The sequence below is a fragment of the Streptomyces azureus genome (assembly GCF_001270025.1).
Taxonomy (GTDB): domain Bacteria; phylum Actinomycetota; class Actinomycetes; order Streptomycetales; family Streptomycetaceae; genus Streptomyces; species Streptomyces azureus.
This window is the reverse complement of record NZ_DF968316.1, coordinates 1-16726: the sequence shown is the minus strand read 5'-3', so window position 1 is coordinate 16726 and position 16726 is coordinate 1. Positions and strand designations below refer to the sequence as shown.

The window sequence follows — 16726 nt, the reverse complement described above, 5'->3', positions numbered from 1 at the left end:
CCACGTACCTACCAGGCAAGGAGATCCAGTGCTCGACGCCGATTTCTTCCGCCGTTGGATGACGGTGACCGCCGCGTCCGTGGATCGCGAGGCGGAACGGCTCACCGTCCTCGACTCCCCCATCGGGGATGCCGACCACGGCAGCAACCTCCATCGCGGGTTCACGGCCGTGACGGCGGCCCTGGAGAAGGAGGCTCCCGACACGCCCGGCGGGGTCCTGACGCTGGCCGGGCGCCAGCTGATCTCGACGGTCGGCGGCGCCTCGGGGCCGCTGTACGGGACGCTTCTTCGCCGTACCGGCAAGGCCCTCGGGGATGCCGCCGAGGTCAGTGCGGAGCAGCTGGCCGAGGCGCTGCGGGCCGGGGTGGACGCGGTCATGACCCTCGGCGGTGCGGCGCCGGGCGACAAGACCATGATCGACGCGCTGGTGCCCGCGGTGGACGCGCTGGGCGACTCGTTCACGGCGGCCCGGAGCGCCGCGGAGGAGGGCGCCGTGGCGACGACGCCCTTGCAGGCGCGCAAGGGCCGGGCGAGCTATCTGGGCGAGCGCAGCATCGGGCACCAGGACCCGGGTGCCACGTCGGCGGCGCTGCTCGTCGCCGGACTCGCGGAGGCCGCCGGTGAGTGACGAGCGGCTGGTGGGAATCGTGCTGGTGTCGCACAGCGCGGAGGTGGCCGCGTCGGTCGCCGAGCTGGCGAAGGGGCTCTCGGGCGGCGGTCCGGCGGTGCCCGTGGCCCCGGCGGGCGGCACCGAGGGCGGGGGGCTCGGCACCAGTGCCGAACTGATCGCCGCGGCGGCCGCGTCCGTCGACCAGGGTGCCGGCGTCGCCGTGCTGACCGATCTGGGCAGTGCGGTGCTGACCGTGAAGGCGCTGCTCGCGGAGGGCGACGAACTCCCGGAGCAGACGAGGCTGGTGGACGCTCCGTTCGTGGAGGGAGCCGTGGCCGCGGTCGTCACGGCGGCCACCGGGGCCGACCTGGCGGCGGTGGAGTCGGCCGCCGCGGAGGCGTACACGTATCGGAAGGTGTGAGACGAGGGCCGGGCGCGCCGGAGAACGGCGTGCCCGGTCTCGGCCGGCGGGTGAGCGGGTGAGCGGGCGGCAGAGTTTACGTGCGGCTTCCTGACGCTCGGTCATTCACCCAGCGGCGTGCCGACGAATTGCCTCGCCAGCCGCTCCCCCGTCGTCACGGCTGCCGCGTGGTCCTCGATGGGGGACACGCGGGCGTTCTTGAAGACGATGTAGGTGACGCCGGACGGTGTGCCGCCGCCCTGCGGGTCGGCGTGAATGCCGAGGGCCGTGGCGGTGGCGTAGGACGCCTCTCCGATGACGTCCTGCGGGCCCGTGTCGCCGACGACCGCATACTGCACACGGTTCCGGTGGACGACGGCCACGACCGAACCGCCGCCCACGCCGTGCTCCCGGTAGTCCCAGATGCGGCTGGGGGCGGGCACGACGATGAAGGGGAGGCGTTCGGCGCTCAGGGGGCGGCCGTCGGACTGTGCGTAGGCAGTGCTGTCGGAGAAGTACGGGTCCGTGCGGCGGTTGCAGCGGGGTCCGGGGCGGCCGTCGCAGTCGATGTCCATGTCGGCTTTCCAGAACACGGCGTCTCGGGTGCCGCAGACCGGGATGCTCGCGGGGACGCCGCTGTCGCTGCGGTACCGGCCGCGGGAGACCGGGGTGCAGTTGCGCACCTCGGCCAGCAGGTCGGCGGCGCTGACGGGGTTCCCGCGCCACGTCGCCGGCTGGCGTGTGGCGGCGGGGGGTGTTGTCGGGGCGGGCAGGGCGGCGCGCCACGCCGCCTGGGGCGGGGCGGCGGGCGGTGTCGTCGGGGCGAGCAGGGCGGCGCTGGCCGCGGCCAGTGTGAGCGACTGGACACGCACGATAGACAAGCCTCTCTGGGGAACCTGACGGGCACTCAGCCAATCTGGCCCCGGGATGACCACCCGGCCACCGCTGGAGGGCCGGACGGTGCACGGCCCCAACCTCCGACAGGGGCCGGGGGCCTGAGTCCGCGTAAGGACTCGGGCTTCCCCGGCCACCCGCGCCGGCGCGGGATCTGCGACGACAGCGGTCCGCGCGACAGGCCCGAACTTCCTGGTGTCCGCCAGGAGTTCGGCCGTGAGGTACTTCAGCATACGTAACTCTCCCGGGTGGTCACCAACGGCGGGAGGTGACGCCCTCACGGAGGGCTCATCGCATCCGCCCTCTTGATGTGGTCGCGCCGACCGCGCCATATTGGTCCGGACCATTCCCGAGTGCCGTCCCGGGAGGCAGTGTCGTGCGAGGCCTTTCCTCTCTCCCCTCCCACCTCCGTCGCCTTGCGCTCTGCGCGGCTCTCGTCCTGGTCGCCTCCTGCGGGTGGACCGGCACGGGCGAAGGGGACGGCGGTGCTCCGCCCGGCGCGCCGACAGGCGTCACCGCAACAGCGGGCACGGCGACGAGCGTGCACGTCATGTGGAACACGACCGCCCGGGCCGATGCCTACGAGGTCTATCGCGGCACCACGAAGGTCAGGGAAGTGCCGGGCTCGAAGCACATGGTGGACGTCACCAGGCTCCGGCCCTCCACCCTGTATGTCTTCACCGTGCGGGCACGGGACGCCGAGAGGCGGCCGGGGCCGCGCAGCCGGGAGGTCCAGGTGAGGACACCCGCGACCGTCGCGGACGACCGCTCCGCACCCACCCGCCCGTCGACGCCGCACGGCCGGGCGGCCGGCAGCCGGGCGGTCCAGCTGTCCTGGTCCGCCTCTACGGACGACCGTGGCGTGGCGTCGTACGACATCCATCAGGGGGACGCGAAGATCCACGGCGTGAGCGGGTCCCAGACGGCCGCCGTGGTCACGGGGCTGCGGCCCGGCACGGCCTACTCGTTCACCGTCCGGGCCAGGGACGCGGCCGGGAACGTCTCCCCCGCCGCTCCCGCCGTCCGCGTCACCACGCCGGGCACGGACGACGGCCGTGCGGCGGCCCCCACCGGCTTCCGGGCGACGAGCCACCGCGCGGACGGGGCGTACTACGTCGACCTGAGCTGGGTGCCGCCGCGCGTGGACGGTGAGGTCACCGAGTACCAGATCCATCTGGACGGCCGGCCCGCCACCTCTCTGGTGTACGGCGGGGACACGCCGCGCGACCGGGCCACGTACAGGTTCTACGTGGGAAGGGACGCCGGTGTCAGCCATCGGGTCCGGGTCCGGGCGATGCTGCCGGACGGCACCTGGGGAGGCTTCTCGACGGAGCGGACGGTGACGACGGGCCCCGGGCGCTGACGCGCTCCTCGGCATGGTCCGGCCGTGGGAACCCGTCACCTGCACGGGGGCACCCGGCGTGCGTCCGGGGCCGCGGGCGCTTTGGCTGACCCTGAGGCAGCACGGGCGTTCCCCGATCCTCGGCGGCGCAAGGGATGTACCGCCAACCGTGCCGCCGGAGGGCAGTCCACATGCGCAACTCATCGCCAGTTCTCCGCTCCGGCCTGACCGTGGCAGCCGCCGCCGCGCTACCCCTCGCCCTGGCCGCGGTGCCCGCTGCCGCGGGCCCGGGCATCTCCGTGAGCACCACGGGTTCCACGGTGTCGGTCACGACCAGCGCGTGCACCCAGATCAACGGCAGCTGGGGCACCGCCTCGCTTCTCACCAGCAGTCAGGGCAGCTTCGCCCAGGGGCGCCAGGTGACCCTGTCGGGGACGTCGACCAGGCAGTCCGCTGCCTGGTCGAACGTCACCTCGGGGACGTACACCGTCATCGTCATCTGCTCGGACGGCACCACCGCGGGCACGCAGTCCGTCGTCGTCTCTCCCACGGCCTCCCCCACGAGGTCGCCGTCCCCCTCGGCCTCGCCGTCCCGCGGTGTCATGGGCGGGGTCGGCGGTAGCGCCACGGACTACGGCACCGTCACGCTCGTGGCGGGCGGCACGCTGGTCGGGGCCGGGGTCCTCGCGACGGCCTGGTACGTGCGCCGGCGCAACAGGCCGTACCGGCTCTGATCCGGTACGCATGGCGGCCCGCCCTCCCGAAGCGCTCCGGTCGGGCGGGCCGCCGTCATGTCCGGGTCAGGCCGGGCGGGTCGGCTCGCCGTCCGGGAGTTCGGCGACGTCGGTCAGGGCGCGCCTGAGCCACTGGGTCCAGAACGTCTCCAGGTCGATGCCGGCCTGGAGCACCAGATGCCGCAGCCGGTCCTCGGTGCCGTCCCGGCCGGGCGGGAAGTCCCGCTTCTCGATCTCCTGGTACTCCGCCAGCTGCCGCTCGTGCAGCTCCAGGTGGCGTCGCAGATCGGCCTCCAGGCCCGCGGTGCCGACCACGGCTGCCGCCCTCAGCCGCAGCAGCAGCGCGTCGCGCTGCGGCTTGGGGTCCTGGGAAGCGGCGGTCCAGCGGGCCAGTTCGGCGCGGCCCGCCGGCAGGACCTCGTAGCTCTTCTTCTGCCCGCGCGTCGGCTGCTCGGCGGGCAGGGCCCGGATCAGTCCGTCGGTCTCCAGCTTTCCCAGCTCGCGATAGATCTGCTGGTGCGTCGCCGACCAGAAGTACCCGATCGACCGGTCGAACCGGCGGGTCAGCTCCAGCCCGGACGACGGCTTCTCGAGCAGGGCGGTGAGGATCGCGTGCGGGAGTGACATGGCCTCATCCTAGGGACGCGTTCCCGCACTACAGGGCGGCCGCCAGCTCGGTGCCCTGCTTGATGGCGCGCTTGGCGTCCAGTTCCGCGGCCACGTCGGCGCCGCCGATGAGGTGCGCGCTGCGCCCGGCTGCGATCAGTTCCTCGTAGAGGCCGCGGCGCGGCTCCTGGCCGGTGCACAGCACGATGGTGTCGACCTCCAGCACGGTGCTCTCGCCGTCGATCGTGATGTGCAGTCCGGCGTCGTCGATCCGGTCGTAGCCGACGCCCGGGACCATGGTGACGCCGCGGTGCTTGAGTTCGGTGCGGTGGATCCAGCCGGTGGTCTTGCCGAGGCCGGCGCCGACCTTGGAGGTCTTGCGCTGGAGCAGGTGGACGGTGCGCGGCGGGGCGGGCCGCTCGGGGGCGGCGAGGCCCCCGGGCGCGCGGTAGTCCAGGTCGACGCCCCACTGGCGGAAATAGGCCTGCGGGTTCTCGTGCGCCTTGTCGCCGCTGTCCGTGAGGTACTCGGCGACGTCGAAGCCGATGCCGCCCGCGCCGAGGATCGCGACCCGGTCGCCGACGGGGGCGCCGTCGCGCAGGACGTCGAGGTAGCCGAGGACGCTGGGGTGGTCGACGCCGGGGATGTCGGGGGTGCGCGGCGTGACGCCGGTGGCGACGACGACCTCGTCGAAATCGTCGACGTCGCCGGCCGTGACCTGGGTGTTCAGCCGTATGTCGACGCCGTGCCAGTCGAGCTGCGTGCGGAAGTAGCGGAGCGTCTCGTCGAACTCCTGCTTGCCGGGGACCTTGCGGGCGACGTTGAGCTGGCCGCCGATCTCGCTCGCCGCGTCGAACAGCGTCACGTCGTGCCCGCGCTCGGCGGCCGAGACCGCGCAGGCCAGCCCGGCCGGACCGGCGCCGACGACCGCGACGCGCTTGCGCAGCCGGGTCGGGGAGAGCACGAGCTCGGTCTCGTGGCAGGCGCGCGGGTTGACCAGGCAGGAGGTGATGAGGCCGCTGAAGGTGTGGTCGAGGCAGGCCTGGTTGCAGCCGATGCAGGTGTTGATCGCCTCGGGCCGGCCGGCGGCGGCCTTGATGACGAAGTCGGGGTCGGCGAGCATCGGGCGGGCCATCGAGACCATGTCGGCCGCGCCCTCCGCGAGCAACTCCTCGGCGAGTTCGGGGGTGTTGATGCGGTTGGTGGTGACGAGCGGGACGGACACCTCGCCCATGAGCCGCTTGGTGACCCACGTGTACGCGCCGCGCGGCACGGAGGTCGCGATGGTGGGGATGCGGGCCTCGTGCCAGCCGATGCCGGTGTTGATGATCGTCGCCCCGGCGGCCTCGACGGCCTTGGCGAGGGTGATCACCTCGTCGAGCGTCGAGCCGCCCGGGACGAGGTCGAGCATGGACAGCCGGTAGACGACGATGAAGTCCTCGCCGACCGCCTCGCGCACCCGCCGCACGATCTCCAGGGGGAAGCGCGTGCGGTTCTCGTACGAGCCGCCCCAGCGGTCGGTGCGGTGGTTGGTCTGCCGGGCGATGAACTCGTTGATGAGATAGCCCTCGGAGCCCATGATCTCGACGCCGTCGTAGCCCGCGTGCCGGGCCAGTCGGGCGGCGCGGGCGTAGTCCTCGATCGTCCGCTCGATGTCGGCGTCGGTGAGCTCGCGGGGCGGGCAGGGGCTGATCGGCGCCTGGAGCGGGCTGGGCGCGACCAGGTCCTTGTGGTAGGCGTACCGGCCGAAGTGCAGGATCTGCATGGCGATCCGCCCGCCCTCGCGGTGCACGGCGTCGGTGATGACCCGGTGCTGCTCGGCCTCCGCCTCGGTGGTGAGCCTCGCGCCGCCCTCGTACGGGCGTCCCTCGTCGTTGGGCGCGATGCCACCGGTGACGATCAGGCCCACTCCCCCGCGGGCGCGGGCGGCGTAGAAGGCGGCCATGCGGGCGAAACCGCCCTCGGCCTCCTCCAGACCGACGTGCATGGAGCCCATGAGGACCCGGTTGGGCAGGGTCGTGAAGCCCAGGTCGAGAGGGGTCAGCAGGTGCGGGTAACGGCTCATCGGGCCCTCCGTGCGCGGTGTCGTGTCTGTAGTTGTAGAGGACCGCCGACAGTTTATGCAACTAGTTGCACAAGGTGATGGAGGGCACAGTAGGTTCATGACCAGGGATCTTGGCCTTTCCTCCTCCGTGGTGGAGCTGGTCGGCGAGCTCATTCGCCGCCCGAGCCGCGCCGGCATCGACGACCACGAACCCGTCCTGGCCGCCCTGGAGGACTGGCTCGCCGGCCGGGGCCTGCCGCACCGGCGTCTCCACGACGACGCCCGCCGCCCGGTCGCGCTGCTGGTGGAGATCGCGGGCGGCCGCCCCGGGCCCTGGTGGGCGCTGGACGCCTGCGTGGACACCGCGCCGTACGGCGACGAGTCGGCCTGGTCCTTCCCGCCCGACGCCGGGGACGTCGTCGACGGCCGGCTGCGGGGCAGGGGCGCGGCCGACTCGAAACTCGCCGCGGCCCTGTTCTGCCACATCGCGGCCGAGCTGCACGGCCGGGCCGGTGAGCTGCGGGGCGGGCTCGCGGTACTGCTGGACGCCGACGAGCACACGGGCGGCTTCGGGGGTGCCCGGGCGTATCTCGCCGACCCCGAGGCGGCCCGACCGGCCGGGGTGATGATCGGCTACCCGGGGCTGGAGGAGGTCGTGGTCGGCGGGCGCGGGCTGTGGCGGGCCAGGATCGCCGTGCACGCGACGTCAGGGCACTCCGGATCGCGCCGGGCGACGGTCGGTGCGGTGTCGCGCGCGGCGCATCTCGTACGGCTGCTGGACGAGGCCCCGCTGCCCGGCGCGAGCGGGGAGTTCCCGCTGCCGCCGAAGCTGACGGTGACCTTCTGCCACGGCGGGGAGGGGTTCTCCGTCGTGCCGGACCTGTGCGAGGTCGGCGTCGACATCCGTACGACACCCGGCTTCGCCGCCCGAGCGGCCGAGGCCCTGGTCCGGGCCGCGGTGAGCGAGCTGGACGAACGGTCGCCCGCTCCGCGGCCGACCGAGGTCAGGGCGGTCGCGGCCTGGCCGCCCTACCGGCTGGCCGAGGACGAGCAGCCCGCCGCCGCGCTGCTGGGCGCCGCGGCGGGCGAGGGGCTGCGGGTACGGGCCAGGACGGCGGGCCCGTCGAACATCGGCAATCTGCTGGCGGCCGAGGGCATTCCGGCCACGGCCGGCTTCGGCCTGCCGTACGAGGGACTCCACGGCGTGGACGAACGCGTGCACCTCGCGGACCTGCCCGTGGTGCACGCCGTCTACCGGCGGGCCGTCCTCGGCCTGCTGGGGACGTGAGGGGCGTTCACCGGCTGGTGAGGAGCGGTCACCGGCTTTCGAGGCGCACGTGCAGTTCCTTCTCCTGGTCACCGGAGACCGCACTCATGTCCCGCACGGCGAACAGCGAGTCCAGCCTCCTGCGGAACTGCTCGATCGCCCAGTAACCACCGTGCAGGTCGGCCTCGACGGAGGACGACAGCCGACCCGGTCGCGCGCCCTCGTGCGTGTCGGCGACATCGAACGTGCCGAGCCACACGGTCGGGCGGGTCTCGTGCAGATCCTCCGGTACGTCGTCCGCGCACCGGTCGGACTCGAAGCAGGCGCAGAGCGTGTCGAACACGATCCGGGCGTCGTGCTTGCTGCACCCGCTGATCTCCACCGAGACGTTGTGGGGATGCGGTTGCTCACGGTCCATCGTGATCGCTCCTCTCGTGGCATATCCGCCCCCACCCCAGCAAAGCACCACCTTCTGCCGAGCACTACCGGCGGTACCCCTGCCGTGATGACGGCTCTACGGAGCGGGCCGCTCCGTGTTGGGAGATGGTGGTAGGTGACGGAAGGGGCCTCCCATCGACGGCCCCACGCGGTAGAACTTGGGGTGTCGGCACCGTGACGGCGTGCCGCGAGATCGGCGAAGGCGGGGCGTGGGATGAGTGCAGGCGGGTCCCCCGTGGCCGAGGGCGACGAGCCCGTGCGCGCGCCGGCACGGCCGAGCGGGCTGCTCGACGTCCTGCGCGTGGCCTCCGTGGTCCTGGACGCCGAGGGTCGCATCGTGCTGTGGAGCCCCCAGGCCGAGGAGCTGTTCGGGTACGAGGCGCGGGAGGCGCTGGGGCAGTACGCCGCCCGGATCATGGTCCACGAACAGCACCTCGACCTCGTGGTCAAGCTGTTCGCGGACGTCATGGGCACCGGCCAGAGCTGGGCCGGGGCCTTCCCGGTCCGCCGCAAGGACGGCACCACGCGGCTCGTGGAGTTCCGCAACATGCGGCTGCTGGACGACCAAGGGGACGTCTACGCGCTCGGTCTGTGCGCCGACCAGTCGACCGTGCACCGGCTGGAGCGCGAGGTGGCGCTGTCGACGCGGATGATCGCCCAGTCCCCGATCGGGCTGGCCGTGCTGGACACCGACCTGCGGTACGTCTCGGTCAACCCGGCGCTGGAGGAGCTCAACGGCGTGCCGGCCGAGGAGCACCTGGGCCGGACGGTCCGCGAGGTGGTGCCGAGGATGGACGTCGACGCCCTGGAGGCCGCGGCGCGCCGGGTCCTGGACTCCGGACAGCCGGTCGTCGACCAGTCCACGATCGGACGCACCCCGGCCGACCCGCACCGCGACCACGCCTGGTCGATCTCGCTGTACCGGCTGGAGAACGCCTTCGGGACCGTGCTGGGCGTGGCCGTCTCGATCGTCGACGTCACCGAGCAGTACCGCGCGGGCATCGAGGCCGAGGCCGCGCGGCGCCGCCTGGCCATGATCGCCGACGCCTCCGGCCGTATCGGCACCACGCTGGACCTGGACCGCACGGCCCGTGAGCTCGCCGACGTGGCCGTACCCGAACTCGCCGACGTCGCGGCCGTCGACCTGCTGGACGCGGTGGTGCAGGGCCGGCGCAGCAGCCTCGGCCCGGCCGAGGCGGCCGTGATCCGCGCGCTGGCGGTCCAGGGCTACGACTCCGCCGAGGCGCTGGAGGCGGCCGACCCGCCCGGGCAGGTGGCCCGGTACGCGCCCGACCGGCTCGTCACCGAGTGCGTGCGCTCGGCCAGTGCCGTGATGCTGCCGGAGGTCAGGGACGAGGACCTGCCGCGCATCGCCCGGTCCCCGGAGGCGGCCGAGCTGCTGGGCCGGGCCGGGGTGCACTCGTATCTGGCGGTGCCGCTGATCGCGCGCGGCGAGGTGCTGGGCGCCCTCGACCTCAAACGCACCCGCAACCCGCTGCCGTTCACGGAGGACGACCTGCTGCTGGCCCGTGAGCTGGCCGCGCGGGCCGCCGTGCAGATCGACAACGCCCGCTGGTACCAGAGCGCCCGCGACACCGCGCTCACCCTCCAGCGCAGCCTGCTGCCCAGCCATCCGCCCGTGACGGGCGGGCTGGAGGTGGCCTCCCGCTACCAGCCGGCCGGGGCCACGAGCGAGGTGGGCGGCGACTGGTTCGACGTGATCGGTCTGGACGGCGGCAAGACCGCGCTCGTGGTGGGTGACGTGATGGGCAGTGGCATCCCCGCGGCGGCGGCCATGGGGCGGCTGCGTACTGCGACCAACACGCTGGCCTCCCTCGACCTCGATCCGGCCCTGCTCCTGGAACACCTCGACAAGATCACCGCAGGTCTGGAACAGGCCATCGCCACCTGCGTCTACGCCGTTCACGACCCGCAGCTGCGAGAGTGCCGGATCGCCAACGCCGGGCATCTGCCGCCGGTGCGCGTCCGGGCCGGCCGGCCTCCCGAGCTGCTCGACCTGCCGACCGGGGTGCCGCTCGGCGTCGGCGGTGTCGCCTTCTCCACGACGACCGTCGACCTGGAGCCGGGCGACCGGCTGGTGTTCTACACCGACGGTCTCGTCGAGACCCGGCGCGACTCGCTCGACGACCGGCTCGCCACACTGCTGTCCCTGCTCGAAGGGCCCGACCGCCCGCTGGAGGAGGTCTGCGACCTGCTGCTGCGCACCCTGCACGAGCCGGACAACTTCGATGACGTGGCGCTGCTCATCGCGCGGGCGACGGCACCGGACTGACAGGGCACCGCGGGGTCGGGCCGCGCTCTCGGGCCGTTACGGTGCGATGCCGATCACCACATGGGCGTACAGCTCGTCCGAGACCGCCAGGTGTGCCGTCAGGCCGTTGCGTTCGAAGGTGTCGAGGGCGGTCGGTGCCTGGTGGCGGCTGGTCTCCACCAGGACGCAGCCGCCGGGTGCGAGCCAGCGGGGCGCCTCGGCCGCGACCCGGCGCAGGACGTCGAGGCCGTCCGCGCCGCCGTCGAGGGCGGTCAGCGGCTCGTGGGCGCGGGCCTCCGGCGGCAGCAGGCCGATCTCGTCGCTCGGTACGTACGGCACGTTGGCCGCGAGGATGCCGACACGGCCCCGCAGCTCGCCGGGCAGCGCCTCGAACAGGTCGCCCTGATGGACGTGACCGCCGGCTGCGGCGACGTTGCCGCGGGCGCAGCGCACCGCGGCGGGGTCGATGTCGGCGGCGTGCAGTTCGACGCGGCCGAGTCCGGCGGCCAGCGCCGCGCCGACGGCGCCGGAGCCGCAGCACAGGTCCACGACGACACCCGCGCCGGGCGCCCGGGCCAGGGCCTGTTCGACCAGGAACTCGGTGCGGCGGCGCGGCACGAACACGCCCGGGTCGACGATGATGCGCAGGCCCCGGAACTCGGCCCAGCCGACGACGAGTTCGAGGGGCAGACCCGCGACTCTGCGCTCGACCATGGCGGCGGCTTCGGCCGGGGTGCGGGCGGTGGCGAGGATCAACTCGGCCTCGTCCTCGGCGAAGACGCAGCCCGCGGTGCGCAGGGCGACGACGACGGAGTCACGCAAGGACGGTGGAACGGGAGACACGGAGGGCATGGAAGCCAGGAGCCTTTCGAGATTCGAAGGGCGCTCCTGCGGTCGCCTACGGCCGGCGATCCGCGCGACATCGAGGAGAGAGCACCCGGGCTGACACAGCGGTAATGGGTCTCACCTCCTCGTTTCGGCGACGGCTGGGTCCGTCCACAGCCGGCCGCCACACTACCCGACGGGCCTGCCGACCGGTACGGCGCGGCGGTCCGCCGCCTCCTTCGACGGGCGGTTGGACAGGTTGTTGGTCTATGCAACCATGGAGGGCGGGGCAACGACGTGGTGAGGAGGTCCGGTGCAGCCGGCCGATGCCGTGGAGACCATCCAGCGGGAGATGACGGTCTTCGCCCGCCGTGCCCGTGCCGCGGCGGGACGGATGCATCCGGAGCTGTCGCTGGTGTCGTACACGCTGCTCGGGCACCTGGAGGAGAGCGACGGGTGCCGTGCCACCGACCTGGCCGCCCACTACGCCCTGGACAAGTCCACCGTCAGCCGCCAGGTGGCCGCGCTGGAACGCGACGGTCTCATCGGACGCCGCCCCGACACGCAGGACCAGCGCGTCCAGGTGCTGCACCTGACGGAGGCCGGGCGGCGCATCCTGGCCCAGGTCACCGAGAGCCGCCGGGCGGCCTTCCGGGAGCGGCTGGCGCACTGGCCGGCCGAGGACCTGTCGCGATTCGCCGACTACCTCGTGCGCCACAACGCGGACCCGGGTTCCGGTCGGCACGACCAGGGGTGCAGCACTTGAGCACGACCAGGAGCGCGCCCACGTACCGTTGAATACGCAATCACTGATCACGCCGGCCCGGCGGGGCACCGTCGGAACCGGCCCGGAGGCACACCGCATGCACATCACCCGAGGCTTCACCGGGCGCCCACGTGTGGCCGACCCCGGTCTGCCGCCCGGCCAGTACGACGCGGGCGACGACTGGCCCGTCCTGTCCGCCGAGGTCACGCCCGACCTCGCCCCCGCCGACTGGACGTTCCGTATCGACGGTCTGGTGGACGAGCCCCGCACCTGGGACTGGGAGGAGGCACACCGGCTGCCGCCGTCGGCGTACGAGGGCGCCATCCACTGTGTGACGAGCTGGTCGAAGTTCGGGGTGCGGTTCGCGGGGGTGTCCCTGGACGCGTTCTGGGATGTGGTCCGGCCCCATGGGTCGGCGACCCATGCCGTCGCCTACTCGCACACCGGCTACACCACGAACCTCCCGCTCGCCGACCTGACCGGCGGGCGCGCCTGGATCGTGTGGGAGTACGACGGCAGGCCGCTCGCCCCCGAGCACGGCGGCCCGGCGCGGCTGCTGGTGCCGCACCTGTACTTCTGGAAGAGCGCCAAGTGGATAGCGGGCCTGCGGATCCTCGATCACGACGAGCCGGGGTTCTGGGAGCGGAACGGCTATCACGAGCGGGGCAACCCCTGGCAGGAGCAGAGGTACTCCGGTGACTGAGACGTTCGTGCCTGCCACGCGGTTCGCCGTGCCCGGGCGCATCGCCGTGAGCGAGCAGGCCGCCTCCGTGTGGCAGACCGCCACGCTGACCGGGATCCGCCGCGAGACCGCACGTGCCACCACCTTCCGGTTCGCCGTGCCCGGCTGGCCGGGGCACCTGCCCGGCCAGCACCTGATGGTGCGGCTGACCGCCGAGGACGGCTATGCGGCCCAGCGCCATTACTCGATCGCGTCCCCGCCGGACGACTCCGGGCACGTCGAGCTGACCCTGGATCACGTCGAGGGCGGCGAGGTCTCGGGCTGGTTCCACACCGTCGCCCGGCCCGGCGACCAGGTTGAGGTGCGGGGCCCGGTGAGCGGCTTCTTCGCCTGGCCCGGCGACCGGCCCGCGCTGCTGATCGGCGCCGGTTCCGGCGTCGTGCCGCTGATGTCGATGGTCCGGCACCACCGGGCGCGGAACCTGACCGTGCCGCTGCGGCTGCTGGTGTCCGCGCGCAGTCCCGAGGAGCTCATCTACGCCCGGGAGTTCGGCGCCGAGACGACGCCCGTGTTCACGCGGAGCGCGCCGGAGGGTGTGCCAGTGGGACGTATGGCGACCGCACATGTGGCGCCGCTCCTGGCCGAGCAGCCTTCCGGTGGGTGGGAGGCCTATATATGCGGCTCCAACTCCTTCGCCGAGCACGCCTCCCGGCTGCTCCTGACGGCCGGTCAGCCGGTGGAGCGCATCCGGATCGAGCGGTTCGGCTGATCTCGACGGCGCCCCTCCTCCGGTGGTGTCACAGAGGTGCCGTAGGTCTCGCCATCGGGGCGCTGGACGCGGTCCGTCGTGTGCGCGGCCCGGTGTTTCGCCGCGGCCGGCCCGGGCACTCCGGCCGGAGGGCTCCGGCATGCGGCGACCCGGGCCGTGCCGAGCGATCGATGTGTGTCGGAGGGGTACCCGACCCGTGTGGGCACTCGCACGCGTGACGTGACGCGGAGGGAGCGGCGACGCCGCCACCGCACGGCCGGTCCGGCCCTCCGGCCGCGGTGACGGCGAGGAGGTCGACATGCGAACCCGGGTGCGCGGCTGGCGCTGGCGGCGCAGTCCGCTGCGGCGCCGGTCGGATGTCGTCGAGGCGTGGACGGTGCTGGTGGTCGCCGTCCTGATAATCGTGGGCGCGCCTGTGGTGGGGGCGGCCGCCGCCTGGTGGGCCCATGGCGAGGCGCGCTCGGTCTCGGCGCAGCAGCAGGCCGAGCGTCACCGCGTCCGTGCCGAGGTCGTCGAAAGGAAGGGCGCCTCGCTGCCGTCGGTACAGGCCGGCGGGCAGCACGCGTACCGGGCCACCGTGCGCTGGAGCGAACCGGGCGAGGGCACGCGCACCGCGACGGCACGGGTGCCCGGGAGCACCCGGCCGGGTGAGGTCGTGGACGTGTGGTTCGACTCCCGGGGGCGGAGTGTGACCCCGCCGGTGGACGGCACCGGCGTCTGGCAGCACACCCTCACCATCGGCACGTGCGCCGCGGGCGGTGTGGTGCTGGTGGTGTTCCTCGGCCACTCCGTCGTGCGCCGGGTCGCCATGCGGCGCCGGCTGGCGGAGTGGGAGCGGGAGTGGGCCCGTACGGAACCGGAGTGGACGCGTCGCGACGCGTGATGCGACCGATGAACCGGCAGGTCGACGGACCACCGCAAAAGACCTGGCGAGTCCTCCGATCACTCACGTAGTGTGATCATCCGCACTGTCTCCGCAGCCGTTCCTCACCCAAGGCGGTCCTACATGGCCCTGTTCGACCTTCCTCTCGACGAACTCCGCGAGTACCGCAGCGCGTCGACCGAGCCCGAGGACTTCGACGCGTTCTGGTCCAAGACGCTCCAGGAGGCGCGCGAGTACGACCTGGACGCCCGCTTCGAACCGGTCGACACGGGACTGGCCACTGTGCAGGTGTTCGACGTGACGTTCGCCGGATTCGGCGGTCACCCGGTCAAGGGCTGGCTGATCCTGCCGGCGGGGGCGGACGGCCCGCTGCCGCTGGTCGTGGAGTTCATCGGCTACGGCGGCGGACGCGGGCTGCCGCACGAGCATCTGCTGTGGGCGTCCACGGGCCGGGCGCACTTCGTGATGGACACCCGCGGGCAGGGCAGCGCCTGGGGAGCGGGCGGCGGCACAGCGGACCCGGTGGGCGGTACACCCGCGTACCCCGGTTTCATGACGCGCGGTATCGACGCGCCGGAGAACTACTACTACCGCCGGGTGTTCACGGACGCCGTGCGTGCCGTGGAGGCGGCCCGCTCGCATCCGCTCACCGACCCGACGCGCACGGTCGCTGTCGGTGGCAGCCAGGGCGGCGGCATCACCATCGCGGTGGGCGGCCTGATACCGGACCTGGCGGGCATCGCGCCGGACGTGCCGTTCCTGTGCGACTACCCGCGCGCGGCGCGGCTCACGGACCGCCACCCGTACCGGGAGATCGGCCTGTACCTCAAGACGCACCGCGGCCGCACCGAGCAGGCGCTGCGCACGCTCTCCTATTTCGACGGTGTCCACTTCGCCACCCGCGGCGGGGCTCCCGCGCTCTTCTCGGCCGCTCTGGAGGACCAGACGTGCCCGCCCTCGACCGTCTTCGCGGCCTTCAACGCCTGGAGCCACGAGGACAAGACGATCGAGGTGTACGACTTCAACGACCACGAGGGCGGCGGCCCCTTCCAGGAGGCGGCCAAGCTGCGCTGGATGCGCTCGTACATCTGATCCCGCCGCCGACCGGCGACTGATCCGGCCGTTTCACCGGCGCACGCTTCCACCAAGTCCGACCAGTCGGTACGTTCTTCGCGCCCGGCCGCTCCTCGGCGGCCCGGCCCGGCGAGGTGGTGGAGGGGCCATGTCCGAGAACGAGGCACAGGTGCACGGTCACTGCGACGCGCGTTTCACGGCGGTGCGCAGGGCGTTCGAGGAGAACTTCCGGGAACGGGGCGAGCTGGGTGCCGCGGTGGCCGTCACCGTCGGCGGCAGGACAGTGGTGGACCTGTGGGGCGGCTGGGCCGACGCGTCACACACCCGGCCGTGGGAACAGGACACGCTGGTCAACGTGTGGTCCACGACCAAGGGACCGGTGGCACTGTGCGCGCACATCCTCGCCGACCGGGGGCTGCTGGATCTCGACGCGCCGGTGGCCGAGTACTGGCCGGAGTTCGCCGCGGCGGGCAAGGAGAAGGTCCTCGTCCGGCATCTGCTGTCCCACCGCGCCGGTCTGGCCGGGCTGCGTGAACCGCACTCGCTGGAGCAGCTCTGCGACTGGGAGCTGACCACACAGCGGCTCGCGGCGACGCAGCCCTGGTGGGAACCGGGAACCACGTCCGGCTATCACGCGCTGACCTACGGCCATCTGGTCGGCGAGGTCGTACGGCGGGTGTCGGGGCTGATGCCGGGGGCCTTCCTGGAGCGGGAGGTGACCGGGCCGCTCGGCATCGACTTCCGCATCGGCCTGCCGGAGAAGGACTGCGGGCGGGTGGCCGAGCTGCACCAGCCGCCGGTAGCGATGAGCAGTGAACAGGCCGCTGTCTTCGCCCAGTTGGCACCCGCGGCGATCGCCGCGCTGACCAACCCCCCGGTGTCCGCCGCCGGGGCCGGCACGCCCGGGTGGCGGGCCGCCGAGATACCCGCGGCGAACGGGCACGGCACCGCGCGTGCGGTCGCCGAGCTCTACGGCGTCTTCGCGGGGCGCGGCTCGTACGGGGGCCACCGCGTCCTGTCTCCCGAGGCGGCCGAGCGGGTGCGCGAGGGACAGGGCGGCTGCCGGGATCTGGTGCTCGGCGCCGGGTTGGGCGAGACGGAGGCGGGGCTCGGGCTGTGG

Annotated in this window: 17 protein-coding genes; 12 read left to right on the top strand and 5 right to left on the bottom strand. The window is 73.1% G+C overall.

From position 1 onward, the window contains the following. The first annotated feature begins 28 nt into the window (after positions 1-28). On the top strand, positions 29-628 hold the full coding sequence (gene dhaL, locus AOQ53_RS22495) for a dihydroxyacetone kinase subunit DhaL (protein WP_059419908.1): 600 nt from the start codon (positions 29-31) through the stop codon (positions 626-628). Continuing rightward, positions 621-1031: a PTS-dependent dihydroxyacetone kinase phosphotransferase subunit DhaM gene (locus AOQ53_RS22490; protein WP_059419906.1), complete on the top strand. Its 411-nt coding sequence runs from the start codon at positions 621-623 to the stop codon at positions 1029-1031. The genes dhaL and AOQ53_RS22490 overlap by 8 nt, the downstream gene beginning before the upstream one ends. Before the next feature lie 101 nt (positions 1032-1132). Here the strand turns inward: AOQ53_RS22490 and AOQ53_RS22485 are convergent, their stop codons facing one another. Further along, positions 1133-1882, bottom strand: a complete 750-nt coding sequence (locus tag AOQ53_RS22485) for a glycoside hydrolase family 75 protein (protein ID WP_059419904.1) — start codon at positions 1880-1882, stop codon at positions 1133-1135. Between the two features lie 572 nt (positions 1883-2454). Between AOQ53_RS22485 and AOQ53_RS22480 the strand changes: the two genes are divergently transcribed. Together AOQ53_RS22480 and AOQ53_RS22475 are read left to right on the top strand one after the other, a co-directional pair. Further along, positions 2455-3267, top strand: a complete 813-nt coding sequence (locus AOQ53_RS22480) for a fibronectin type III domain-containing protein (protein ID WP_408055176.1) — start codon at positions 2455-2457, stop codon at positions 3265-3267. A 170-nt stretch (positions 3268-3437) separates the two neighbouring features. Beyond that, positions 3438-3980 carry a hypothetical protein gene (locus AOQ53_RS22475; RefSeq protein WP_059419901.1) on the top strand — a complete coding sequence of 181 codons (543 nt, stop codon included), beginning with the start codon at positions 3438-3440 and terminating at the stop codon, positions 3978-3980. A 66-nt stretch (positions 3981-4046) separates the two neighbouring features. On the opposite strand, the gene AOQ53_RS22470 is transcribed toward AOQ53_RS22475, so the two are convergent. Beyond that, entirely contained in the window at positions 4047-4607 is a 561-nt protein-coding gene (locus AOQ53_RS22470; protein ID WP_059419899.1) for a PadR family transcriptional regulator, read from the bottom strand. A 28-nt stretch (positions 4608-4635) separates the two neighbouring features. Beyond that, positions 4636-6651, bottom strand: coding sequence for an FAD-dependent oxidoreductase (locus tag AOQ53_RS22465; RefSeq protein ID WP_059419898.1), 2016 nt, complete (start codon positions 6649-6651; stop codon positions 4636-4638). Between the two features lie 97 nt (positions 6652-6748). Between AOQ53_RS22465 and AOQ53_RS22460 the strand changes: the two genes are divergently transcribed. After that, positions 6749-7918 (top strand): M20 family metallopeptidase, encoded by a 1170-nt coding sequence (locus AOQ53_RS22460; RefSeq protein WP_059419897.1) that lies wholly within the window; start codon positions 6749-6751, stop codon positions 7916-7918. A 28-nt stretch (positions 7919-7946) separates the two neighbouring features. Here the strand turns inward: AOQ53_RS22460 and AOQ53_RS22455 are convergent, their stop codons facing one another. Beyond that, on the bottom strand, positions 7947-8315 hold the full coding sequence (locus AOQ53_RS22455) for a hypothetical protein (RefSeq protein ID WP_059419896.1): 369 nt from the start codon (positions 8313-8315) through the stop codon (positions 7947-7949). A gap of 234 nt (positions 8316-8549) precedes the next feature. Between AOQ53_RS22455 and AOQ53_RS22450 the strand changes: the two genes are divergently transcribed. Further along, positions 8550-10628, top strand: coding sequence for a SpoIIE family protein phosphatase (locus tag AOQ53_RS22450; protein WP_059419894.1), 2079 nt, complete (start codon positions 8550-8552; stop codon positions 10626-10628). 36 nt (positions 10629-10664) lie between these two features. Here the strand turns inward: AOQ53_RS22450 and AOQ53_RS22445 are convergent, their stop codons facing one another. Continuing rightward, on the bottom strand, positions 10665-11459 hold the full coding sequence (locus tag AOQ53_RS22445; RefSeq protein WP_059419892.1) for a putative protein N(5)-glutamine methyltransferase: 795 nt from the start codon (positions 11457-11459) through the stop codon (positions 10665-10667). A gap of 286 nt (positions 11460-11745) precedes the next feature. Between AOQ53_RS22445 and AOQ53_RS22440 the strand changes: the two genes are divergently transcribed. The 6 genes from AOQ53_RS22440 to AOQ53_RS22415 all read left to right on the top strand — a co-directional run. Beyond that, complete coding sequence (locus AOQ53_RS22440) at positions 11746-12198, top strand: MarR family winged helix-turn-helix transcriptional regulator (protein ID WP_099054666.1); 453 nt, start codon at positions 11746-11748, stop codon at positions 12196-12198. A 97-nt stretch (positions 12199-12295) separates the two neighbouring features. Beyond that, entirely contained in the window at positions 12296-12901 is a 606-nt protein-coding gene (locus tag AOQ53_RS22435; protein ID WP_059419891.1) for a sulfite oxidase-like oxidoreductase, read from the top strand. Further along, positions 12894-13649 carry a ferredoxin reductase gene (locus tag AOQ53_RS22430; RefSeq protein WP_059419889.1) on the top strand — a complete coding sequence of 252 codons (756 nt, stop codon included), beginning with the start codon at positions 12894-12896 and terminating at the stop codon, positions 13647-13649. The genes AOQ53_RS22435 and AOQ53_RS22430 overlap by 8 nt, the downstream gene beginning before the upstream one ends. 298 nt (positions 13650-13947) lie before the next feature. Beyond that, positions 13948-14532, top strand: a complete 585-nt coding sequence (locus AOQ53_RS22425; RefSeq protein WP_059419888.1) for an Rv1733c family protein — start codon at positions 13948-13950, stop codon at positions 14530-14532. 123 nt (positions 14533-14655) lie between these two features. After that, on the top strand, positions 14656-15624 hold the full coding sequence (locus AOQ53_RS22420) for an acetylxylan esterase (protein WP_059419887.1): 969 nt from the start codon (positions 14656-14658) through the stop codon (positions 15622-15624). 130 nt (positions 15625-15754) lie between these two features. Further along, positions 15755-16726, top strand: a 972-nt coding sequence (locus AOQ53_RS22415) for a serine hydrolase domain-containing protein (protein WP_059419886.1), incomplete at its 3' end; no start/stop codon positions are given.